Genomic DNA, 22532 nt, shown 5'->3' on the forward strand with positions numbered 1-22532 from the left:
GAGGTAAACTCTCTATAGGTAAGTCGGAAAGTTATAATAAAAAGTTTACATTATATGTAGACGCTCCTCCAAATGAGCAACAGCACCAATATTAAACTCTTACCCGCGTTGCAAGTCACAAGGTTATCTTTCATCACATAATGCTTAAAACTAAAAAAGCGAGCACTAGGCTCGCTTTTTAATTGGTAATGCTTATTTCGTAGATTACAGAAGCTCTACCGACTGCTTAGCAATTACAAATTCTTCATTGGTTGGGATAACCATTGCGACTGCGTCCAGAAGCTCAGACTTCGCGATAACGCCTGCAGCGCCAAAGCGTGCATCTTCGTTACCCTTCTCGTCTTCAACAAAACCTAGAAGTTTCAGGTTTGCTAGGATTTCACGACGGATTGGTAGAGAGTTCTCACCGATACCACCTGTGAAGATAACTGCATCTAGGCTGCTTAGTGGAATCATGTAAGAGCCGATGTATTTTGCAACACGGTAAGTGAAGACTTCAAATGCTAGCTTAGCACCCTCGTGACCGTTCTCCATCGCCTCTAGGATGCCACGTGCATCAGAAGTTAGGCCAGATACGCCAAGGAAACCAGACTTCTTGTTTAGCGTTTCGAATACTTTTTCAGTCGTCCAACCTTTCTTGATTAGGAACTCGATAACGCCTGGATCTAGGTCACCAGAACGTGTACCCATCATTAGGCCTGCTAGTGGCGTGAAGCCCATAGATGTATCAACTGATTTGCCGTTTTCGATTGCACATACTGACGCACCGTTGCCTAGGTGAACAGAGATGAAGCTCGCTTCTTCAACTGGCTTGTTCAGCATTTTTGCAGCTTCACGGCTCACGAAGTAGTGGCTTGTGCCGTGGAAGCCGTAACGACGGATACCGTACTCTTTGTAAAGCTCACCAGAAATTGCACCTGTAAATGCTTTTTGAGGCATTGTTTGGTGGAACGCTGTGTCAAATACAGCGAACTGAGGAAGATGCGGGAAAGCTTGCATAGAAGCTTCAATACCTTTTGCACCTGCTGGGTTGTGCAGTGGCGCTAGGTCAGACAGGCTTTCGATCTCAGCCAGTACTTCATCGTTGATACGAACCGTAGAAGTAAATTTCTCGCCACCGTGAACAATGCGGTGACCAACAGCAACAAGATCGCTAGAGAAACCAAGTGTTTCCATTAATGCAACGATACGAGTAATTGCATGTTGATGGTGGTTGTCAGGAGCAGTAATCGCTTCTTCAACTTTTTCACCATTGTGTTTCCAACTAATTACTGCTTCTGGAAGGCCAAAACACTCGCCTAAGCCACTAACAACTGCATCACCTGTTACTGAATCGATAACAGCGAATTTAAGAGAAGAACTACCTGAGTTAATAACCAGAACAAACGAATTAGACATTGGATATGGATCCTGTTTCAGTACGAATTTGATGAAGCTTTTACTTCAATTTTAGTTAAGCCCATTATTCAATAATTTTTGAATCTTTCAACTTTTGTTTTGAGTATTTAACTAAATTAACACAAATTAGTTGATCCTAGTCATCAGTTGATTTCTTTTACGCCTGAAAATTAAAAAATAGTTGAATTCAACCAGATGTATATATCTATAAATTATAGACTTTGCGCTCAAAAAATTTTTGGCTCTTATTGATATTTACAATCTAAATCGACCATTAATCCACCAGGTGGATGTACAATATTTGTACTCGATGTAACACATGGTCTACAATTAGATTACAGAACAAATAACCGTATAAGTAAAATAACGCTACAAGGAACGTTACTCTTGTCTATTTTTTCTGCTGCATTGGTCTCCCTAGGCATCATAATTCTAGGTGTCGGATTGGTCTTTGCGCATAAGATCTGTCACATCACCGAAAAAAGAGGCTGGAAACTGTTGTCTGGCCTGATTGTCGGTTTTGTTATCGGCTACAGCCTATTTCTAGACGCTCTTTTGGTACTCGATGATATTGATTCGCTGGTCGTTGGCGTTTCTCTTATCCTGTTCTTCGGCAGTATCTTTGTGGTTACGGTCTTAAGATTTAGCCTAGCTTCGATTACTGAGCTTAATCAAAAGGCTATTGAGGAGCACTACAACGCTCGTCATGACCTTCTTACTGGTTTACCGAATAGAAGCTACTGCCTACAAGAGATGTCTAGCCGCATTGAACAAGGCAAGCCTTTTACGGTTTTAATGTTCGATGTCGTCAACTTCAAACAGGTCAATGATGCACTTGGCCATCACTGTGGCGATCAGCTTCTTTTCCAACTAGGACAACGAATCTGTAAACTGACAAAGTCTGATGAACTGCTCACCCGCTTGGGGGGCGATGAGTTTGTGATCATCACTAATCGTAAGTCCCAATTCGAACTTAACCAGCTTGTCAGCTACATTGAACTTGCCTTAAAAGAGCTATTTATTGTCGAGCAGTTTGAGGTATCAACCAGTGTAGTGTTTGGCTCTAGCCGTTACCCAAGCGATGCGAAAGATACGACCCAGCTGCTGAACTTTGCTGACATCAGTATGTACCAAGCAAAGAGCCAAGGTTTAAGCCTAGTCTCTTATCAACCTGCGATGATAGAAGGTGCAAAACACAACCTCTCTATCGCAAGCCAGATACAGCACGCGTTAGACGACGGTCAGTTCAAGCTCTACTACCAACCGATTGTATGTCCGCACTCAGAACGCGTTGTCGAGTTTGAAGCACTGATTCGATGGAAGACAGAAACCGGTGAGTTCATCTCCCCTGCTCAATTTATTCCTATCGCTGAGCAAAGTAACAAGATCACTGACATTACGCTTTGGGTTATCAAACAAGTATTTGACGATCTCGAACGCTTTCACGCCCAAAACATAGCGGTGCCGATCCACGTTAACTTATCTGCAAAAGACATTATTGGCGGTAAAGTATTTAAATTACTTGCTCAGGCATCCGCCGCCAATCCAAGCATCACCAAAAACATCGTAATAGAAATTACAGAAACTGCAGCCATTCGAGATATCCCAAACAGCCAATCGCGTTTAGAGCGAATCAAACAGCTCGGTTATCGCATTAGTTTGGATGATTTTGGAACGGGCTATTCTTCACTGGCTCGCTTAAGCGAACTACCGATTGATCAAATCAAGATCGATCGTAGCTTCATTCAAGATATTACCGATAACGCCAAGAGTAGAACCATCGTCGAAACCTCGATCGATTTAGCACATGGATTAAAATTTGATGTCGTTGTCGAAGGGGTAGAAAACAGAGAAACACTAGAGACATTGATGACAATGAAATGTGACCTAATTCAGGGCTACCTCTATAGCGCACCAAAGCCGTTACCAAGCATTATTACCTGGACGCAGCAATTCCATTCAAGCGATAAGCTTCCTCTTGTTTATTAGCGAGATGCGAGATGCGAGATGCGAGATGCGAGATGCGAGATGCGAGATGCGAGATGCGAGATGCGAGATGCGAGATGCGAGATGCGAGATGCGAGATGCGAGATGCGAGATGCGAGATGCGAGATTATTTTTCTACCTTTTAATAGACAAAGCAAATAATTAGGCATTAATACCCGCTCTGAAATAGACAAAGTGATAGGTACAAAAAAGCCGAGCTAGATGCTCGGCTTCTTCTTATTTATATGAGGTAATCTCTAAGATTAACCTTCGCCACGGTCATTGCGACGACCACGGCCGCCATTGCCGTTACCATGGCCACGTTCGCCACGGTAGTTACCACGGTGATCGCCACCACGGTTACGGTCGAAACGACGCTCGCCATCACGGCCGCCTTCGCGGTTGCCGTCACGGTTACCACGGTAGCCGCCACGTCCGCCTTCACGGTTACCACGGTAACCACCGCGACCGCCATCACGACCACCACGGCCGCCGTTACCACGACGTGGTTCACGGAAATCGTTGAAATCTACAACCACTGCGCCCGCTTCTTTTTGACGGATGCGTAGTTTGTTTAGCTTACCAGCAGTTTCAGAGTTCATCGCTTTTGGAAGCTGAACGTAAGTTGCTGCTTGGTCTAGTTTAATCGCACCGATAGAACCTTTAGTTAGGCCTAGTTCGTTTGCTAGTGCGCCAACGATGTCTTTAACTTGAACACCTTGCTCGCGACCAACTTGCAGTTGGTATGTATCCCAATCTTGGCTGTTGAAGTCACGACCACCGCGGCCACCATCACGATCGCGGTTTTCACGACGCTCTTTACGACGGTTCTTATCGCGCTCGATTGCAGCGATCATTGGGTCTTCGCCAATGTAGAACAGTGGACGCTTACCTTGTTGACGCTTAAGAAGCATTGCAGCAAGAGTCGTTGGGTCGATCTCTAGGTTTTCTTGTAGCTTAGCAACTAGCTCAGCGAAGTTTTCTAGAGACTTGTGCTCTTTCTCAGCTTCAAGTTCTGCACCTAGCTTAGCTAAACGAGCTTCAGCTACTTTGTCACGTAGAGGAAGTTGGATTTCTTCCATTGATGACTTAGTTACGCGCTCGATAGTGCGAAGCATACGGATTTGGTTAGTGCGAACTAGAAGGATCGCTTTACCTTTACGTCCAGCACGGCCAGTACGACCAATACGGTGGATGTAAGATTCAACATCGAATGGGATGTCGTAGTTGAATACGTGAGTGATACGTGGAACGTCTAGACCACGTGCAACAACGTCAGTTGCTACTAGGATATCGATAACACCTTCTTTGATGTGATCAACAGTACGCTCACGTAGAGACTGAGGAATGTCACCGTGCAGTGCAGCAGCTTTGAAGCCACGTGCAGATAGCCAATCAGCTAGACGCTCAGTGTCTTGACGAGTACGTACGAATACGATTGACGCGTCAGTCTCTTCAGTTTCAAGAAGACGAGACATTGCTTCGTCTTTCTCTACGCCTTTAACAACCCAGAAGTTCTGCGCTACTTTGTCAACTGTGTGGTTAGTACCAGCAACGTCAACTTTCGCTGGGTTACGTAGGTAACGATCAACGATAGTCTTAACCATTGGAGGCATAGTTGCAGAGAATAGTACACGTTGTGCAGATTCTGGAGCTTGCTCAAGGATCCAAGTAACGTCATCTACGAAGCCCATTTTTAGCATTTCATCTGCTTCATCAAGAACAAATGTGTGTGCTTCATCTAGGTGTAGACGGTCACGAGTTAGTAAGTCTTTAACACGACCCGGAGTACCAACAACAATGTGAGCACCGCGGCTTAGAGCGCGCATTTGGTCAACGATTGAAGCACCACCGTAGATTTCGATAACCTTAAGGCCTTTGATATCACGACCAAGGTTTTTGATTTCCGCAGCAACTTGAATCGCTAGCTCACGAGTAGGAGCCATGATGATTGCTTGTGGTTTGTGTTGGTTTAGGTTGATTTTGTTAAGTAGAGGCAGAGAGAATGCTGCTGTTTTACCAGTACCTGTCTGTGCTTTACCTAGTGCGTCTTTACCTTCAAGAAGAAGAGGAATTGCTGCCGCTTGGATTGGAGTTGGAGATACGAAACCCATGCTATCAAGAGCTGAAAGGATGTTTTCGTTAAGTGCTAATTCATTAAATTGAATTACAGATTCGGACATTGGGATCCCACTATATTAAGTAAACAAAAGGTCCCGGGAGCTCTACCAATTCCAATACTGATCCTATCAGATACTGATTCCGTTCAGTTGCGAAGCAGTAATAAAACGCATCAAGCCATTAGGGACGTCTAAGGGAGGCGGATTATTCCTTAAATGCATAAAAAAAGCCAGAAAAAATTGAAATACATCACATATTTTTCTGATTTACTGAATTTTTGGCTATCTTGTCATCAAAATTTGACGTTAACCCATTCAAATGAGGGTCTATCGTGCAAAGTCACCCACATTCGTTGTCACCATTTAATTTGCGCTGTCACGTGCTTTAAGTAGTAATCAGGCCTCGCAATGATTATAGTGTGCTCAATTGTTCTCGTAAGATAAAAGTAAGATGTTTCAAGATAACCCTCTACTCGCTCAGCTTAAGCAACAAATCCAAGAAACACTTCCTAAAAAGGAAGGCACAATCAAAGCAACAGAAAAAGGCTTTGGTTTTCTAGAAGTAGATAGCAAGACTAGCTACTTTATCCCGCCACCGTATATGAAGAAGTGTGTTCACGGTGACAAAGTGGTCGCGATCATCCGTACTGAGAAAGAACGTGAAGTCGCTGAACCAGAAGAGCTAGTAGAACAAGGTCTTACTCGATTTATCGCTCGCGTTAAGCTTTTCAAAGGCCGTCTAAACGTTGTACCTGATCACCCTCAGCTTAAAAAGCTTCAACTAAAAGCCAAGGCAAAGAAAGGCCTAAACCCTGAAACGCTAAAAGAAGGCGACTGGGTTGTTGCTCACATCGTTCAGCACCCATTGAAAGGTGATAACGGCTTCCTTGCGCAGATCTCTGAAAAAATCACCGATGCGGACGACAAAATCGCACCTTGGTGGGTAACGCTTGCTCAAAACGATCTACCGAACAGTGAGCCTGAAGGCATTGATAACTGGCAGATCAATGACGATGCGGATTTAGAGCGTATCGACATGACGCACGTACCTTTCGTAACTATCGATGGTGAAAGCACCAAAGATATGGATGATGCTCTGTACGCGAAGAAAAAAGAGAACGGCGATTTCGAACTAACGATTGCTATTGCTGACCCAACAGCTTACATCTCACCAGATGATGAGATGGACAAAGTAGCACGCGATCGTGGCTTCACGATTTACCTACCGGGCCGCAACATTCCAATGCTGCCACGTGATTTAGCAGACAACCTATGTTCACTGATCGAGAACGAAGAGCGCCCCGCGCTTTGCTGCACAGTGACTGTCTCTAAAGACGGTGTGATTGGCGACGATATTAAGTTCTTCGCGGCAAACATTAAGTCTCATGCTCGCCTAGCATACGACAACGTATCCGATTGGCTAGAAACCGGCGCATCTGAGAAGTGGCAACCAAGCGAAGAAATTGCAACCATTGTTGCTGACCTACATGAGTTTGCTAAAGCTCGCTCAGCGTGGCGTGAAGCGAATGCTGTCGTATTCCCAGACCGCCCTGACTACCGCTTTGAACTAAGCGAAGACAACGATGTAGTAGCCATTCACGCAGACATGCGTCGTAGTGCGAACAAGTTGGTTGAAGAAGCTATGATCAGCGCGAATATCTGTGCTGGCCGTGTGCTAAAAGAGAGCTTCAACCAAGGTGTGTTTAACTGCCACGCAGGCTTTAAGACAGACAAACTTGCAGACGTACTTGAGCTAGTAAACCCACAGGCAGAAACACCGTACACAGAAGAGCAAATCGCTTCCCTTGAAGGTTTTGCAGCTCTGCGCCGTTGGTTAGGTTCACTTGAGAGCAACTACTACGACAACCGTATTCGTAAGTTCCAAGCGTACAGTGAAATCAGCAATGAGCCGGCACCGCACTATGCGATGGGTCTAGATATTTACGCGACTTGGACATCTCCAATCCGTAAGTACGGCGACATGATTAACCACCGCATGTTGAAAGCACACATCCTAGGCAAAGCACCAATTCAAACACCTGATGAAACGGTCGGTGAAGAACTGGCACTGCATCGCCGTCACCACGGTATGGCAGAACGTAACGTTGGCGATTGGCTATATGCTCGTACACTTGCCAATGCACCAGCAGAAGAGACTCGTTTCCAAGCAGAGATCTTCGACATCAACCGTGCAGGTATGCGTGTACGTCTACTGGAGAATGGTGCTGCTGCATTTATCCCAGGCTCTCTCATTCTTGATAATAAAGAAAGAATTGAGTGCAATGGTGATATGGGCACTGTATCTATCGATAAAGAAATGGTATACAGACTGGGAGACGTATTAGAAGTCGTTCTCTCTGAGGTTAACCAAGAAAACCGCAGCTTAGTCGCTAAGCCAACTCAAGTCTTTGCAGATCAACCAAGCAAAGAGGAAGAAGCAAGCGAACAAGCGAGCTAATCCTTATTGAACAACTCTTCTAAAGGCGCTAATAATTAGCGCCTTTTTTATTGCAGTCTCGCTAAAAATAACAACAAAACAAGCTATTATTGCTATATAACACTAAGTAACTTAATGCATATTAGGTTCAGTGAGGAAGCATTTAAGCAATCAGAACGTCAAAGAAGTGTGTATGCCATCAATCAATGTCACTCAATTTAGAAATTTCACCCCCAGGAAACGGGAACGATACCCCGCCTCGAGAAATGGTATCTTTATCGTTCGTCAAGGCAGTATCTCTTTTGCATTACCCGATGGCACTCAAGCCTCTCTCCAAGCTGGTGAATTTGCACTCTACAATTCAGGTGAAATACAAGACGTTTCAGTCCATACCGAACAAGGCGAGTTCAACGCCATCTGTTTAGATTTCGACCTTTCTATTTTTCAAAAATTCATCAATCAATTTGGTGACCTCGAATCAGTAAGACCACCCGAGAAATACCTCAAGTTCAACGCTGAAGACCGTAACTTAGACCAACTCAAAGAGATGCTCTTAACACTGGCCAGTGCACCGACTCAAAATGACTACGCAGTCACCCAGTTGAGCCTAGCACTGCTCTCGTTAATGGTCGAAGCACACCCTTCCCTACTCGCTGTAATTGGCAAAGCCTCAAAGCTAACAGTGACACAGAAGGTGATTAACTACATTGAGCAAAACATCGAGAACAACATCTCTCTTGATACGTTGGCAAGCTATATGGGTATGTCTCCTGCAACCCTGAAGCGACGCTTGTCTGCAGAAGATCTCTCATTTTCAAATCTATTGAAGATTAAGCGAATTGCTCATGCTGCGACGCAGTTGCGGACATCAACCAAATCGATCACGCAGATCGCCTACGAATCCGGCTTCAAAAGTGCCGCACACTTCAGTACCGCATTTAAAACCTATCACGGAAAAACACCGAAAGACTTCCGTGCACTGATCGCACAAAGTCACGCAATGAGCACGGGCGTTGAAATCAAGGCAAGATAAGTCGCGATAAAAAGACTTTAAAAATATGGTTTAACGATCAGACCCAAAAGTAAGTTTTTGGGTCTTTTTCTATTTCGTGGAGAATTAATTCCAAATCCTTTGAACGAGATAGATAAGGATAAGGCCCCCAGAGAACCGAATCGCCCTGCACTCCTTCATCTAAGGGTACCTCCACCAGCCAGGTAGAGTCTCTGGAGTTAAAGACGACGCGTGCTACGTCATCTGTATAGTCGCTATGGGATGAGTCTAGTAGATAGTGTGCTTTCGAAAAAACAACACCGCCCTCGCACTCTTCAAAGAGCGATTTTCCTAACTCAACGGGCAAACTTTGATTGCGTGAAGTGCATAGCTTTTCAGCACCATGTAGAAGTCGACTAAGCTCTATTTGTACTACCGACATCCACTTCCCTCCTTGACACCAATTCGTCTGGCGAACAATCCTAAATAGAGCTTAGAACTGAACTCTTCGTTTAGCGAACAAGACTTTATGAAATGTGAACCAAACTGCCATAATTCAACCGCATGGAGTTTCACAAAAATGTCATATTAGCTACATATGATAGGCGGCAAATATAATCTAATAGGAGTTGTATATGTTACGAGTCGCTCTTGCCTCTCTTTTATCACTAGCTTTGTCTTCTCAAACCGTTCTGGCGCAAGAAACCACAATTTCAGGCTCGACCTCTGTCGCTCGTGTTATGGATGTGTTGGCTGAAGAGTACAATAAAACTCACGCTGACAATTACATCGCTGTTCAAGGTATCGGCTCAACGGCTGGTATCACTATGGTGAACAAAGGCGTTACAGACCTTGGGATGAGCTCTCGTCGTTTGACCGACCAAGAACAAACGGATGACCTAGCTGTTAAACCTATCGCATACGATGGCTTGGCTGTTGTCGTGAACCGCTCAAACGGACTGACTAACATTACTCGCGAGCAGTTGTTCAATATCTACAAGGGTAAAATCACTAACTGGAAAGAGATTGGTGGTGCAGATCAACCTATCGCTGTGGTTACCCGTGAAGCGTCGTCTGGCTCTCGTTACAGCTTTGAAAGCCTAATGGGCCTGACTAGAATCATCAACGACCGTATGGTTTCAGACATCAACCCAAACAACTTAGTTGTGAACAGCAATAGCATGGTTAAAACCATCGTCAATCACAACCCACACGCGATTGGATTTGTGTCGGTGGGTTCGATCGACCGCTCAATCAAAGCAATCTCGTTTAATGGCGTGGAGCCAAGCTCTAAAAACATCGCCAATCACAGTTATGAACTGGCTCGTCCATTCCTGATCCTTTACAAGAAAGAGTCGGTTTCCGATGAGAGCAAAGACTTTGTTAAGTTCGTAAGCTCAAAACAGGGCCAAGATCTTATTGAAGAGTACGGATACACTCGAGTGAAATAAGTTTACGTCCAAACGAAAAAGAGAGAGTTAAGGCTCTCTCTTTTTTTATTCTTAAATAACTAATTCTGGTTTAGAAGTGCAGTTGAATAACTGAAACAACCACAGCACCTGGGCGGCGTACGCCTTCGATCTCAACTCGAATTTCACGTTCAATCTCAAGACCTTTACGGATAGGAGTCACTTTCGTCAGAGTACTCTTAGCACGCACATTGTTGCCTGATTTAACAGGGTATGGAAAACGCACTTGGTTTAAACCAATGTTCACCACCATTTTTGCCGTCGGGAATTGCGACTTATCAGGATCAACACTATCTGTTAGACGTGGTAGTAGAGACAGAGTCAAAAAGCCGTGTGCAATGGTTGTTTTGAATGGTGAGTCAGATTCTGCTTTTTCAGGGTTCGTGTGAATCCACTGCATATCTTCCGTTACTTCACCAAACTGGTTAATACGATCTTGGCCTACGTGAATCCAATCACCAGTATGGATCACTTCACCGATCTGTGCAGACAGCTCATCGTAAACCGCTTGTGCTTCAGGTTTCAGCTCGATCGGCTTCTCAACCGGTGCTACTGGCTGGATCGGTGCATCTTCATTGACAGCAGGTTTGTGATGGTCGCGTACCCATGCAAAGAAGTGGCTATTTTGCGTGCGGTTCAGAAAGTCGCCCCAGTACTCTCTTAGAGTTGGAGACATCCATTGCATAAACTCTGAGTGTTGTGGCGACACACTATCACTACGGTGTTTAAATAAATCAATGACCTTCATAAGAACCTCAATGCACAAAATAACGTAACTTAACCCACTAATTTTGAAACACTTCACAATATTGTGCAAACATTTTCGAGCATACACACGTTCACTGAAAGGTGTTATTTCAATAAATATCAAATACTTATTTAAAAAACACTATTTTATTAGAAGATCGAGTTTAGAGTATAAACTCAACGATATATTTAGAAAATTAGCATATCGGATAGTATTTATATTCCGTTTGGATATAAAAAAGGCCTAGCGAATGCTAAGCCTTTTGTTTCATGTGGTTAATTTTAGATAGCTTTATTCATCATCGAGAGGAATAAGTTTGGTATTTCCGCCATGTGCTTTCTCACGTTTACGCTGAACGAACGCATAGAAGCCAGGGATTAGGAATGTACCTGCTAACAACACACATAAGAGACCACCAATCAATGAAATACCCAGCGAGTTTTGACTCACATGACCTGCACCCGCAGCGAAGATCAATGGGAAGATACCTAAGATAAACGACCAAGAGGTCATGTTCACAGCACGGAAACGTAGTGTACCGCCTTTCACTGCTGCATCATCGATAGGCACGTCTTTCTCTTCGCGCTCAACTTTAGCGAATTCCACAATCAAAATAGCGTTCTTCGCCGCCAGCGCTATGAGCAGAACCAGACCTATCTGAGCGTACAAGTTGAGTGGCGTGCCGGTTAGGTTAAGCGCTAAGAAGGATCCTAGCGTTGCCACTGGTACCACCAATATAATCGCAACCGGAATTGTCCAACTCTCGTACTGTGCAACCATGAACAAGTAAATGAAGATCAGAGCCAGTGCGAACGCGAAGATAGCTTGGTTACCTGCTAGTACTTCTTGATACGCCATGCCTGTCCACTCGTACTGGTAGCCCTGTGGAAGCACTTCTGCAGCAACACGTTCCATTGCGGCAATCGCATCACCACTTGAGTAACCCGGAGCCGGTTGACCTTGGATCACAGCACTGCGGTACATGTTGTAACGCCATGCAACGTCTGGCTCAAAGATCTGCTCATGCGTTACCAATGTGCTTAGTGGAATCATCTCACCTGATGAAGAACGAACGTGGAAGCGTTGCAGATCTTCCATGCTGCTTCGGTGATCACTGTCGGCTTGCATGGTTACACGGAAGTTCTTACCAAACATGGTGAAGTCATTCACATACAGAGAACCTAGGTTACCTTGCAGTGTTTGGAAGATTTCAGACAGAGGAATACCTAGCTGCTGCGCTTTTTCGCGGTCGATGTCGACGTAGTAATGCGGTACGTTAGCACGGAAGGTACTGAAGGTACGTGCGATCTCAGGCTGCTGGTTGGCTTTCTGAATAACGTCATCCATTACCATCGCTAGATCGCTGCGGCTACGACCTAATGTATCTTCAAGCACAAACTCAAAGCCAGACGCTGCACCCATACCCGGAACCGCTGGAGGTCCCATCGCGAATACTACCGCTTGTGGCAGTTCCATCGCAGCACGACCGTTGATTCGCTGAGAGATCGCTTGTGCTGAGTGCTCTCCATCAAGTGCATTACGCATATCCCAATCGTGCAATTTGATAAACAGTGAAGCGCCATTGGATGCGGATGCACCCGTCATGAAGGCATAGCCGTTTACTAGCGTCACACCATCAACACCCGGCTCTTGCTCAACCATTTCCAGCAAGTGCTCTGTCACTTCTTCTGTACGAGACAGAGAAGCTGCATCAGGTAGTTGCACGTTGACCAGCAAGATCCCCTTGTCCTCCTGAGGAACGAACGCTGTTGACGTTGTCTTCGAGAAGTAAGTTACCGCTGCCAATGCCACCACGAAGAAGGTAAATAGCAGTACACCTTTCTTAACAAGGAAGCCTGCCACTTGACCGTACTTCTTGGTCACGCTTTCTAAACCACGGTTGAATGCTTGGTACCAGCGCGCTGTGTTACCACCGCCCTGCTTGAGAACCAGAGAACACAGCGCAGGAGATAGCGTTAGTGCGTTGATAGACGAAATCACAACCGCGATACAGATAGTCAGTGCGAACTGGCGATACATAATGCCGGTGATACCCGGAAGCATTGCTACAGGAATAAATACCGCAAGCAGTACTAAGGTAGAGGTAATGATAGGTCCAGTCACCTCTTTCATCGCGATCAGTGTTGCTTTACGAGGAGAGATAGTTGGATCTTTGGCCATGGTGGTATCAACGTTCTCAATAACCAGAATCGCATCATCCACCACGATACCAATCGCGAGGATCAAACCAAACAGGGTTACCGTGTTGATGGTAAAGCCAGTCATCTGCATTACGGCAAAGGTACCAATCAAGGATACCGGAATAGCCACAACAGGGATCAAGGTGGCACGCGCACTGCCCAAGAACAGGTAAGTTACTGCGATTACCAACAAGATAGCTTCAATAAGCGTTTTAACTACACCTTTGATCGATTCAGCAACGAATACTGTGGTGTCGTAACTCGCCTCGTAGGCAACACCATCAGGGAAGTTATGGCTAAGATTTTCTAGCATCGCCATAACCGCTTTACCACTTTCGAGTGCGTTCGCATCTGACTGTAGTGACAACGTCACGATAGAGGCATCTTGACCACGGTACTTACCGTTACCATCGTAGAACTTCTTACCAAGCTCGATACGAGCAACATCTTTCAGATAAACCGTCGAACCATCCTGGCTAGCGCGTAAAACGACATTCTCAAACTCGTCTGCAGTCTCTAAGCGGCCTTTGGTCACCAAGTTAAACTGAACTTCTTGAGGATTGTTGTATGGCGCGGCACCGATACGACCCGCCGCCACCTGTACGTTTTGCTCAGCCAACGCGGCATAAACATCGGTTGTCGTCAGGTTTAGGTTAGCCATCTTTTCTGGATCTAACCAAACACGCATTGCGTATTCACCGCCACCCAATACGTTTACTTCACTGATACCGCTAACACGTGCTAGTTGGTCTTTGATGTTGAGGTTAACGTAGTTGATCAGGAACTGGTCATCGTACTTACCGTTTGGTGAGTAGAAGTTGAGTACCATCAGCAGGTCTGGAGAACGCTTTTTCACCGTAACGCCGACCATTCTTACTTCTTGCGGAAGCTTCGACTCAATTTGAGCGACACGGTTTTGGACGTTTACCTGAGCCATATCTGGGTCAGTACCGACATCAAAGGTCACGTTTAGGTTGTAAGAACCATCATTCGCACTCTTCGATGACATGTAGATCATGTCTTCTACGCCGTTAACCGAGGTTTCTATAGGGTCGGCTATCGCCTGTTCCACAACCTCAGCACTTGCACCTGTATAAAATGCAGAAACACTCACCGACGGTGGGCTAATTTTTGGGTACTCTGCAACGGGCAGAATGGCTAAAGAAATCGCCCCCGCCAGTGTCAGAATAATCGAGATAACAAGGGCAAACTTAGGCCTTTGAATAAAGAAACGACTTAGCATACTTGTGCCCCTTACTCTGCTTTCTCAGAAGCAGAAGGCTGAATACGTACTGACATTCCATTTCTTACGCGCTGTAGGCCTTGTGTGATGATCGCATCGTCTTTTTCAAGACCAGAATGAACAATCACACCGCCTTCAACCTGACGACCCATCTCGATATTACGACGCTCTGCAACCGGAGCACCTTCCCCTTCCACAAGAACCATCACAAAATCACCTTCAAGGTCAGTTTGAACAGCGCGGCGTGGAATAGTCACAACATCGATCTCTTGCTTATCACGCAGGTTTACACGTACGTGTTGGCCTGGAAGAAGCTGTTGGTTCGGGTTATCCGCGATAGCTCGCATTGCGATCGTACCTGTATTTAAGTTGATACGGTTGCCTAAGAAATCCAACTTGCCTAGGTGCTCAAACGCTTCGCCGTTCTCTAAAACAATTTGTACTTCAACGCGGTCTTTATCGCTGCTGCCATCGCCTTCAATACGATCCATACCTAGCGCTAAGCGCTCACGTTCACTAATGCTAAATGCGGCATGAACAGGGTCTAGACTTACCAATGTGGTTAATACACCAGAAGATGGAGAAACAAGATCACCGGTGCTCACTTTGCTATCGCTAATACGGCCTGCAAACGGCGCTTCGATGCGAGTGTGAGAAAGTTGAACGTTAGCTGAGTTTAGCTGAGCTTGGTTCGCTTCAAGTTGTGCTTGAGCACCTAACAGGGCAGCAGTAAGAGCATCGAATTCCGATTGAGAGATGCTGCCTTTAGGAAGTAGGTTTTTACCACGATTGAAATCCAATTCGGCCTTTTTGAGGTTGGCATTCGCTTGCGCTACCGACGCTTTTGCACTCGCTACTTGTGCTTCAAAAGAAGAAGGCTCGATAGTGTAAAGCAACTGACCTTTCTCAACCATTTGTCCTTCTTTGAAATGACGGTTTTGAAGGTAGCCCGATACCTGAGCCGTAATCGCTGTATCTTCTACAGCTTCAATACGACCAATATAAGACTTGCTTTGTTGGTGAGGAATAACATTAACATCCTGTACTGCTACGAGAGGTAAAGGCGCTTGTTGGGCGTTTTGGGCATCTTGCCCACAGCCGACAAGGATCATAGAGCTGGCCAGAGCGGTCAGGAGTAGCTTTTTACGCATTGGTATACCGTCGCTAGTTAAAAATAGAACAGTATAAAAATCTACGTAACACAATTGCGACGATTGTCCGAGGAATATCAATTATTACCAGTCAAAATGTTTCAACTTGTAAATAGCAACTTGATGCACATAAATAGCTTACAATTACGCTACATTTTTCCGGAAAATCTTAGGCTTAGGCTTTTAGTCTGACAGGATATTGTCTAACATGATGATTCTTCATATCCAAAATTTGTCTTATACATCGTTAAGGTAATGTACATGATTTCAAAATGGGCTAAGCGTTTTTACCAAATGGCAGAGTTGGTCGGCTCATGGAGCAAGGACCCTTCAACTCAAGTAGGTGCCGTAATTACCAAACATAACCGCATTGTCTCTGTTGGCTTTAATGGATACCCACATGGCGTATCAGATAGTGCCGACACCGATGAGCGCGAGATGAAATATCTGAAGACACTGCACGCAGAAGAGAACGCAATTCTGTTCGCTAAGCGAGATCTGGATGGTTGTGAAATCTGGGTAACTCACTTCCCATGTCCAAACTGCGCTGCAAAGATCATTCAAACGGGTATCTCTGCGGTTCACTGTCCTGCGCAAAGCGAAGACTTTTTGTCACGTTGGGGCGATAAGATCAAAGTCAGCCAAGACATGTTTGAGCAAGCTGGCGTGCAGGTTGATTGGTTACCAGTAGAAGAACTCTCTTAACCAATAACCCAAAAACTTATTCGTTTATATAGCGAATGCATTAATACAAAAAAGCCGATAACAGTTCGCTGTTATCGGCTTTTTATTGTTTATTATTCAATGAGCAGAGAGCGGAAATTACTCCTTCTCTGGAAACGCTTGAGCATAGCTTTCCATAAAGTCGCGACGAATCTCCTGCTCTAGATGAGAAGCTTGTTCAGTCGGACAAAAAATCATGAAGTGCACCACTTGCTCACCTGTTGCCCCACTTGTCACATGAATGTGCGGCTCTGAACCCGGAAGATCTACCCCAGCATGACGCTCGATCACAGCATTGTAGCGGCGAGCAACTTCAATAAAGTCCTCACTGTGCGCTTCAATCTGTTTGATCAATCCTGGAATCAGCGGGTACAAGTTAACGAAATCTTTCACCACAATAGAAAAATCGTGGTAAACATAGCGCTTCATAAAATTGAGGTTCTTTACCGGGTAAGTAAAAAACATACTGTTAGGTAGCGTGGCTGTTTTACCTGTGTAGTGATATTGCCCGTGGTACAGATCGATTTCCTGAATCACTGTCGCCATCATGTTGTGCTCAATCACCTCACCGCTGATCTTACCGACTTCAATCCAATCACCAATACGAAAAGAGCGTGAACTTGCTCTTTGGATTGAGCCTGTAAAACAGAGGATGATCTCTTTCGATGCCACAACGATCGCCACCGCAATCGCAGTTAACGACAGCGCGAACTCACTAATTTCCGACTGCCAAAGTATGAATAGCGTAATCACTATGAAGGCAAAGGTGCCATTCTTAGTACGAGACATCCAGTTACGCTGATCTTCAGAGAGAAAGGCAACGTCACCTCTGATTTGAGACAGTGTGATTCGGCGAATAATTAAAACAACAGCGATGATTAGCGCACTGAACAAGCCTTTGTGCGCCAATAAGAAATCAATCACTTGCCACATTTTTTCCATTACAACTTCCTTTGGAATGATGATGACTTAACCTAACAAAAGCGCCCATTTACTGAGCGCTTTTGGTTTTTGTTAGTTAAAAACGGCTTTGTTTAGGCTATCATTTTATTTTTGCAGAAGTAATAAACTCGCCAAAAGTTTCACACCAAATCACAACCGTATCGTACTGAGTGAGATCCGTCCCTTGGGGCAAAGTCAACATAAAGCGGTCAAAGGTTTTTACATCGCCCACTTTCAGCATTGTTGATTTAAGCTCATTAAAAGCAACCTCAGTTTCAACATAGCTCGGCGACAAATAGAGTTTATAGTCTGGCCCCGGAGCGAGTTCACCCTCAAAGGCTATGGCATCCTCAGTAATGGAGACAATCCCCTCTCCCCAATGAAGAAAATCACTGTCTTGGCGATCTTTAGTAAACTCGCCACTCAGCACCGCTTTCTCTGTTACCGCTTGCACTGAATTGACCGACGGTGACTCAGGTTCAATCAAAATAGGTAACGCATATACCCCTAGCCCAAAACCAAAAGCACCCACAGCAAGGTGGGTGCAGAGTAGAATTAATTTTCTCATCGCTTACTCCCTTATACTTATGGAAAGTATTAATGAATACTCTCTAAAATACAAAGGGATAAAGTATTAATTCCTATCTTATTTTTGATAATGCGTAGCAGTATTTTGAGATAGCTCTACGATCACTTTCACAGCCAGTTCCATACCCTGAACAGTAATGAACTCATGAATACCGTGGAAGTTGTAACCGCCGGTGAAAATATTCGGGCATGGTAACCCCATAAATGAGAGTCTCGCACCATCCGTACCGCCACGAATTGGTTTGATCATCGGCTCAACGTCGCAAGTGATCATCGCCTGTTTTGCCAATTCGATAATGTGCTGATGCGGCTCAACCATCTCTTTCATGTTGAAATAGCTATCAGTAAGTACAAGCTCTACACTGCCTTTTTCTAAACGACTATTTAGCTCATCAACTTTTTGCTGCATGAAGGCTTTGCGTTGCTCTACGCCCTCGCGCTCAAAGTCACGAATGATGTAGCCTAGCTCCGAGCGCGCGACGCCCATCTCCGCTGATTTAAGGTGATAGAAACCTTCATAGCCCTCGGTGCATTCAGGTGTCTCGTCCGCTGGCATCATCAGTTGAAACTGTGCTGCGATGTTCATCGCATTGACCATCTTGCCTTTCGCAGTGCCCGGGTGAACATTGACGCCATGACAGATAACATCAGCACTTGACGCGTTAAAGTTCTCAAATTCCAGCTCGCCTACAGGACCACCATCGATAGTATACGCCCACTCGGCACCAAACTTTTCAACGTTAAACAGGTCAGCGCCACGTCCAATCTCTTCATCAGGCGTGAAACCGATACAAATATCACCGTGTTTCAATTCAGGGTTAGCTTTTAGGCAAGCGATAGCCGTGATGATCTCAGCAATACCTGCTTTATTGTCCGCACCAAGCAAGGTCGTTCCGTCAGTCGTAATCAAGTCGTGACCGTGCAGTGCGTTGAGATCTGAGTACTGCTCCGGGTCTAAACACTCGCCACTGCTACCTAGTTGTACTACGCCACCTTGATAGTCACGTATTAATTGTGGCGCGACATTGGCACCCGATGCGTCAGGTGCGGTATCCATATGAGCAACGAAACCGATCGCTGGCACCGGATAATCAACATTCGACGGTAGCTTGGCCATCAGATAACCATTGCTATCTAGGCTGACATCACTAAGTCCTAGTGCAATCAACTCTTCCTTTAACGCCTCTGCAAAAGTCATTTGACCGCTAGAGCTAGGGCACTGGGTATTCGAAGGGTTAGATTGAGTATCAAAGGTCACGTACTTAAGAAAACGTTCAACTAACTGTTCCATAACTTGTTCTCACCATGGATTTAACTAACTGATTCATCAACATAATTATGATTCGAATAGACTAAGATTTGAGAAAGGTAGTCTTGAAGATGTTGATGTGTGAACGCTCATCTTACGCCCCTAAAGGATGAGCAATTTGCTCTAAATCATTTTTCTGCGAAATGATCAGAGCTTCCTATACTTGAAATTAGAGGGTTTCGTCAGTTACTTATTGCAAGAGGATGATAAACCGTCGTTTTGTTCGCATTCTACGCCCTCCGCTCTCAGCCTAAAAAAAGAACAAAATGGATGATGATCACAGTTTATCCCTCGAGCAAACTATGTCATACGTTACATGAGGGTTCGATTATGACTATCAATAAGTACTTTGTTTTTGCTCCTCAAGCGACTGAGGAACAAGTTAAAACGGCATCGACAGACAAAGAATCTCAAAGACTGGAAGCTTTAAGACAGGTTCAACAACAAGGTGGCATGAGCGCAGAGGACTAAAATCGGTCCAAACCAATCATGCACTTAGAGCCGTATCACGCCCTGACTTCTCCACGCAGGGCGTTATCCTCTCTACTTCCTACCTTAACCAAAGCATCCTTTTCTCTGGATTCAATACCATACACTTGTATCCACTCTACACTTCATTCAAGCGTTCTATACATCGTTAAAAACCGTACCCGAACGTGTTTTTTTATGTTACTAATTTGTATTCCAACTCACGCCACTCGCGATTTATTTTTAGTCAAAAACTCTCATCTGCGGTGGACGTATAACAATAGGAATCCAGTAACCAATGGAATATTCAAAGTTAGGAAGCAGCCAAATTCCAGTATCTCGCATCTGTCTTGGAAGCATGACATGGGGCCTGCAAAATACTCAACAGCAAGCCGACCAACAGATCGAGTACGCACTTAGCCAAGGGATTAACTTCATCGATACCGCTGAAATGTACGCGGTTCCACCTTCTCCTGAGACTTACGGCAAAACTGAAGAGATTATTGGCGACTGGTTATCACGTAACCCTCAACGCCGTGGTGAACTGATCATTGCAACCAAGATTGCCGGTGCAGGCCTACCTTGGGTTCGTGGTGGCGGTCCTATTACTGGTGAAGCGGTAATTGCCGCTGTCGATGCGTCATTGAAGCGACTCAACACAGATTATATCGACCTCTACCAATTGCATTGGCCAAATCGCGCAACACCGCATTTTGGTAAGCATTTCCCAGGTCACATTTCGTTTAGCGACATTGATCGCCAGGAACACGAAAACCAAATGCTAGAGATTCTTCAGGCACTAGCAAGCTGCATTAAAGCAGGCAAGATTCGTCACTGCGGTCTGTCTGACGACACAACTTGGGGGATCAATACCTATCTCAAGTTGAGTGAAAAACACGACCTACCACGCATGGTGTCGATTCAAAATGAGTTCAGCTTACTGCACGCAAAAGATTGGCCATATTTGATTGAAAATTGTGTTCATGAAGACGTCGCTTACCTGCCATGGTCACCACTGGCAGCAGGTATGCTGAGTGGCAAGTACATTGATGGAGCGCGCCCTGCGGGCAGTCGTTGGACATACATGCAGCGTAAAGGCATTTTCCGTGACACTGAAATCGCTAACTCGGCAGTGAAAGAGTACGTGGAAGTGGCGAAAACCCATGGCTTTACTCCAAGCCAACTTGCTCTAGCATGGTGTAACCAAGTTGATGGTGTTACATCGACGATTATCGGTGCAACGAATCTAGACCAGCTGAAAGAGAACGTGGCGGCGTTCAGTAAGCCTCTGTCGGAAGAAGTGTTAGCTGATATCAACACCGTATTTAGACGCTACCCAGTACCGTACTAATTCGCGGTCACGCCACCTTATGTGGTGATAACAAGACTAAACTGAAACATAAAGCGCATCGAAAGGTGCGCTTTTGTTTTTAATCTCGCGAGCATTTCACTCTCCCACTTTGTGTTCACTAACCTTTGCTCTATAATGCGCGGGCTTATATCTAGGATAAAAACATGATTTCAAAAAACCAATTAAAACTCCTTCGCGCCTTAGGTCAAAAGAAGCAACGTAAAGCACACGGCTTGTTCCTTGTTCAAGGGGAAAAAAATGTGCTTGAGCTAATCGACAGCGACCTAGTGGTGAAGAACGTTTTTGCAACAGCCGAGTTTCTGGCACAAAACCACGCAGCACTGAAAGAGTTCGATTGTGTTGAAGCTTCCCTAGATGAGCTAACCAAAGCCAGCACATTGGTGAGTAACAATGCCGCTATTGCGGTTGTTGAGATTCCATCATTCGAACTGCCAAAAGCAAACGGGCTGATGATCGCACTTGATGGTGTCTCTGATCCGGGCAACCTTGGCACAATCATTCGTGTTGCTGACTGGTATGGCATTAAACACATTGTGGCGAGCAGCGATTGTGCTGACCCTTACAACCCAAAAACCATCAGTGCAACAATGGGCAGCTTTGGTCGTGTGCAAGTGAGCCAAACGGATCTACCGAGCTACTTGGAACAAGCGAACTTACCAGTATACGGAGCGTTTCTTGAAGGTGAGAGTGTACATCGCACTGAGTTTTCAGCTAACGGCATTCTATTGATGGGCAGCGAATCTCACGGCATTCGTGAAAAAGCGGCTCAATTCGTAACAGACAAGATCACGATTCCAGCCTTTGGCGGTGCGGAGTCTCTTAATGTCGCGATGGCAACAGGGATCATTCTCGACAACATGCGTCGTCAGCACAGTTAATTTAACTTTACGACGATCACATCGTATCTCGTATCTCGTATCTCGTATCTCGTATCTCGTATCTCGTATCATGAGATAGTAAAAAGGGTTGGCATTTTCATACCAACCCTCTAAATCATTCCGTTTTCTATTTCTCTAACATACCTAGCTTATCTGGCACACCATTCCACTTCTCAGCTTCATCCATTGCAGGTTTCACTTCAGTCTGAACGGGCCACAGCTCTGCCAATTCCGCATTCAACTCAATGTAGATTTGCTGATCTTCTGGTACTTCGTCCTCTTGGAAGATCGCTTGGGCATCACATTCCGGCACGCATAGGCCACAGTCAATACACTCAATCGGATTGATTACCATGAAGTTGGGACCTTCATGAAATGCGTCTGCGGGACATACCGCCACACAGTCAGTGTATTTACATTGGATACAGTTATCGCCGACGACAAATGCCATGATGCTCTGCTCTTAAGTTAGTCAAAATTGAGGAATGGGGATAATACTCATCCCAAG

18 protein-coding genes are annotated in these 22532 nt (G+C 45.1%); 8 read left to right on the forward strand and 10 right to left on the reverse strand.

What is annotated here, in order from left to right:
* Nucleotides 1-204: 204 nt before the first annotated feature.
* The gene (locus FIV04_RS16635) at nucleotides 205-1398 is read right to left on the reverse strand and encodes an acetate/propionate family kinase (RefSeq protein ID WP_032552879.1); all 1194 of its coding nucleotides are present in this window, start codon (nucleotides 1396-1398) and stop codon (nucleotides 205-207) included.
* Between the two features lie 387 nt (nucleotides 1399-1785).
* Between FIV04_RS16635 and FIV04_RS16640 the strand changes: the two genes are divergently transcribed.
* Entirely contained in the window at nucleotides 1786-3387 is a 1602-nt protein-coding gene (locus tag FIV04_RS16640) for a bifunctional diguanylate cyclase/phosphodiesterase (protein WP_152469792.1), read from the forward strand.
* Between the two features lie 260 nt (nucleotides 3388-3647).
* On the opposite strand, the gene FIV04_RS16645 is transcribed toward FIV04_RS16640, so the two are convergent.
* Nucleotides 3648-5567, reverse strand: a complete 1920-nt coding sequence (locus FIV04_RS16645; RefSeq protein WP_152469793.1) for a DEAD/DEAH box helicase — start codon at nucleotides 5565-5567, stop codon at nucleotides 3648-3650.
* Between the two features lie 388 nt (nucleotides 5568-5955).
* Here FIV04_RS16645 and rnb point away from each other — a divergent pair, with 388 nt between their 5' ends.
* On the forward strand, nucleotides 5956-7962 hold the full coding sequence (gene rnb / locus FIV04_RS16650) for an exoribonuclease II (protein ID WP_150896680.1): 2007 nt from the start codon (nucleotides 5956-5958) through the stop codon (nucleotides 7960-7962).
* Nucleotides 7963-8134: 172 nt separating this feature from the next.
* Complete coding sequence (locus FIV04_RS16655; protein ID WP_152469794.1) at nucleotides 8135-8974, forward strand: AraC family transcriptional regulator; 840 nt, start codon at nucleotides 8135-8137, stop codon at nucleotides 8972-8974.
* A gap of 37 nt (nucleotides 8975-9011) precedes the next feature.
* Here FIV04_RS16655 and FIV04_RS16660 read toward each other — a convergent pair whose 3' ends face one another.
* Nucleotides 9012-9374 (reverse strand): DUF3024 domain-containing protein, encoded by a 363-nt coding sequence (locus FIV04_RS16660; RefSeq protein WP_152469795.1) that lies wholly within the window; start codon nucleotides 9372-9374, stop codon nucleotides 9012-9014.
* A 193-nt stretch (nucleotides 9375-9567) separates the two neighbouring features.
* Here FIV04_RS16660 and FIV04_RS16665 point away from each other — a divergent pair, with 193 nt between their 5' ends.
* Nucleotides 9568-10383 (forward strand): phosphate ABC transporter substrate-binding protein, encoded by an 816-nt coding sequence (locus FIV04_RS16665; RefSeq protein ID WP_150870083.1) that lies wholly within the window; start codon nucleotides 9568-9570, stop codon nucleotides 10381-10383.
* 70 nt (nucleotides 10384-10453) lie between these two features.
* Here FIV04_RS16665 and FIV04_RS16670 read toward each other — a convergent pair whose 3' ends face one another.
* The 3 genes from FIV04_RS16670 to FIV04_RS16680 form a co-directional block, all read right to left on the reverse strand.
* On the reverse strand, nucleotides 10454-11149 hold the full coding sequence (locus FIV04_RS16670; protein WP_032552889.1) for a MaoC family dehydratase: 696 nt from the start codon (nucleotides 11147-11149) through the stop codon (nucleotides 10454-10456).
* A gap of 291 nt (nucleotides 11150-11440) precedes the next feature.
* Nucleotides 11441-14593, reverse strand: coding sequence for an efflux RND transporter permease subunit (locus FIV04_RS16675; RefSeq protein WP_150870079.1), 3153 nt, complete (start codon nucleotides 14591-14593; stop codon nucleotides 11441-11443).
* 11 nt (nucleotides 14594-14604) lie between these two features.
* A complete protein-coding gene (locus FIV04_RS16680) occupies nucleotides 14605-15744 on the reverse strand; it encodes an efflux RND transporter periplasmic adaptor subunit (RefSeq protein WP_032552891.1) in 1140 nt (379 codons plus the stop codon).
* A gap of 261 nt (nucleotides 15745-16005) precedes the next feature.
* On the opposite strand from FIV04_RS16680, the gene FIV04_RS16685 reads away from it, so the two are divergent.
* Nucleotides 16006-16449 (forward strand): dCMP deaminase family protein, encoded by a 444-nt coding sequence (locus FIV04_RS16685; protein ID WP_032552892.1) that lies wholly within the window; start codon nucleotides 16006-16008, stop codon nucleotides 16447-16449.
* Between the two features lie 117 nt (nucleotides 16450-16566).
* On the opposite strand, the gene FIV04_RS16690 is transcribed toward FIV04_RS16685, so the two are convergent.
* The 3 genes from FIV04_RS16690 to pepT all read right to left on the reverse strand — a co-directional run bounded on the left by FIV04_RS16690 (nucleotide 16567) and on the right by pepT (nucleotide 19288).
* A complete protein-coding gene (locus tag FIV04_RS16690) occupies nucleotides 16567-17409 on the reverse strand; it encodes a mechanosensitive ion channel family protein (protein ID WP_152469796.1) in 843 nt (280 codons plus the stop codon).
* A 100-nt stretch (nucleotides 17410-17509) separates the two neighbouring features.
* A complete protein-coding gene (locus tag FIV04_RS16695; protein ID WP_152469797.1) occupies nucleotides 17510-17977 on the reverse strand; it encodes a DM13 domain-containing protein in 468 nt (155 codons plus the stop codon).
* A 78-nt stretch (nucleotides 17978-18055) separates the two neighbouring features.
* Complete coding sequence (gene pepT, locus FIV04_RS16700) at nucleotides 18056-19288, reverse strand: peptidase T (protein WP_152469798.1); 1233 nt, start codon at nucleotides 19286-19288, stop codon at nucleotides 18056-18058.
* Nucleotides 19289-19636: 348 nt separating this feature from the next.
* Between pepT and FIV04_RS26955 the strand changes: the two genes are divergently transcribed.
* The 3 genes from FIV04_RS26955 (at nucleotide 19637) to FIV04_RS16710 (ending at nucleotide 22024) form a co-directional block, all read left to right on the forward strand.
* Nucleotides 19637-19777, forward strand: a complete 141-nt coding sequence (locus FIV04_RS26955; RefSeq protein ID WP_167332357.1) for a hypothetical protein — start codon at nucleotides 19637-19639, stop codon at nucleotides 19775-19777.
* A gap of 355 nt (nucleotides 19778-20132) precedes the next feature.
* Nucleotides 20133-21125 (forward strand): aldo/keto reductase, encoded by a 993-nt coding sequence (locus FIV04_RS16705; RefSeq protein WP_253895536.1) that lies wholly within the window; start codon nucleotides 20133-20135, stop codon nucleotides 21123-21125.
* 164 nt (nucleotides 21126-21289) lie between these two features.
* A complete protein-coding gene (locus FIV04_RS16710) occupies nucleotides 21290-22024 on the forward strand; it encodes an RNA methyltransferase (protein WP_150870067.1) in 735 nt (244 codons plus the stop codon).
* A gap of 127 nt (nucleotides 22025-22151) precedes the next feature.
* On the opposite strand, the gene fdxA is transcribed toward FIV04_RS16710, so the two are convergent.
* Nucleotides 22152-22475, reverse strand: a complete 324-nt coding sequence (fdxA, locus tag FIV04_RS16715; RefSeq protein ID WP_032550401.1) for a ferredoxin FdxA — start codon at nucleotides 22473-22475, stop codon at nucleotides 22152-22154.
* Nucleotides 22476-22532: the final 57 nt, after the last annotated feature.

It is taken from the genome of Vibrio sp. THAF190c, assembly GCF_009363355.1.
GTDB classification, from domain to species: domain Bacteria; phylum Pseudomonadota; class Gammaproteobacteria; order Enterobacterales; family Vibrionaceae; genus Vibrio; species Vibrio fortis_A.

What these genes read in the sequence shown, in the direction of transcription:
- FIV04_RS16635 (WP_032552879.1), bottom strand. Translation starts at nt 1,398, where the DNA reads ATGTCTAATTCGTTTGTTCTGGTTATTAACTCAGGTAGTTCTTCTCTT.
- FIV04_RS16645 (WP_152469793.1), bottom strand. Translation starts at nt 5,567, where the DNA reads ATGTCCGAATCTGTAATTCAATTTAATGAATTAGCACTTAACGAAAAC.
- rnb (WP_150896680.1), top strand. Translation starts at nt 5,956, where the DNA reads ATGTTTCAAGATAACCCTCTACTCGCTCAGCTTAAGCAACAAATCCAA.
- FIV04_RS16655 (WP_152469794.1), top strand. Translation starts at nt 8,135, where the DNA reads ATGCCATCAATCAATGTCACTCAATTTAGAAATTTCACCCCCAGGAAA.
- FIV04_RS16660 (WP_152469795.1), bottom strand. Translation starts at nt 9,374, where the DNA reads ATGTCGGTAGTACAAATAGAGCTTAGTCGACTTCTACATGGTGCTGAA.
- FIV04_RS16665 (WP_150870083.1), top strand. Translation starts at nt 9,568, where the DNA reads ATGTTACGAGTCGCTCTTGCCTCTCTTTTATCACTAGCTTTGTCTTCT.
- FIV04_RS16670 (WP_032552889.1), bottom strand. Translation starts at nt 11,149, where the DNA reads ATGAAGGTCATTGATTTATTTAAACACCGTAGTGATAGTGTGTCGCCA.
- FIV04_RS16675 (WP_150870079.1), bottom strand. Translation starts at nt 14,593, where the DNA reads ATGCTAAGTCGTTTCTTTATTCAAAGGCCTAAGTTTGCCCTTGTTATC.
- FIV04_RS16680 (WP_032552891.1), bottom strand. Translation starts at nt 15,744, where the DNA reads ATGCGTAAAAAGCTACTCCTGACCGCTCTGGCCAGCTCTATGATCCTT.
- FIV04_RS16685 (WP_032552892.1), top strand. Translation starts at nt 16,006, where the DNA reads ATGATTTCAAAATGGGCTAAGCGTTTTTACCAAATGGCAGAGTTGGTC.
- FIV04_RS16690 (WP_152469796.1), bottom strand. Translation starts at nt 17,409, where the DNA reads ATGGAAAAAATGTGGCAAGTGATTGATTTCTTATTGGCGCACAAAGGC.
- FIV04_RS16695 (WP_152469797.1), bottom strand. Translation starts at nt 17,977, where the DNA reads ATGAGAAAATTAATTCTACTCTGCACCCACCTTGCTGTGGGTGCTTTT.
- pepT (WP_152469798.1), bottom strand. Translation starts at nt 19,288, where the DNA reads ATGGAACAGTTAGTTGAACGTTTTCTTAAGTACGTGACCTTTGATACT.
- FIV04_RS26955 (WP_167332357.1), top strand. Translation starts at nt 19,637, where the DNA reads ATGACTATCAATAAGTACTTTGTTTTTGCTCCTCAAGCGACTGAGGAA.
- FIV04_RS16705 (WP_253895536.1), top strand. Translation starts at nt 20,133, where the DNA reads ATGACATGGGGCCTGCAAAATACTCAACAGCAAGCCGACCAACAGATC.
- FIV04_RS16710 (WP_150870067.1), top strand. Translation starts at nt 21,290, where the DNA reads ATGATTTCAAAAAACCAATTAAAACTCCTTCGCGCCTTAGGTCAAAAG.
- fdxA (WP_032550401.1), bottom strand. Translation starts at nt 22,475, where the DNA reads ATGGCATTTGTCGTCGGCGATAACTGTATCCAATGTAAATACACTGAC.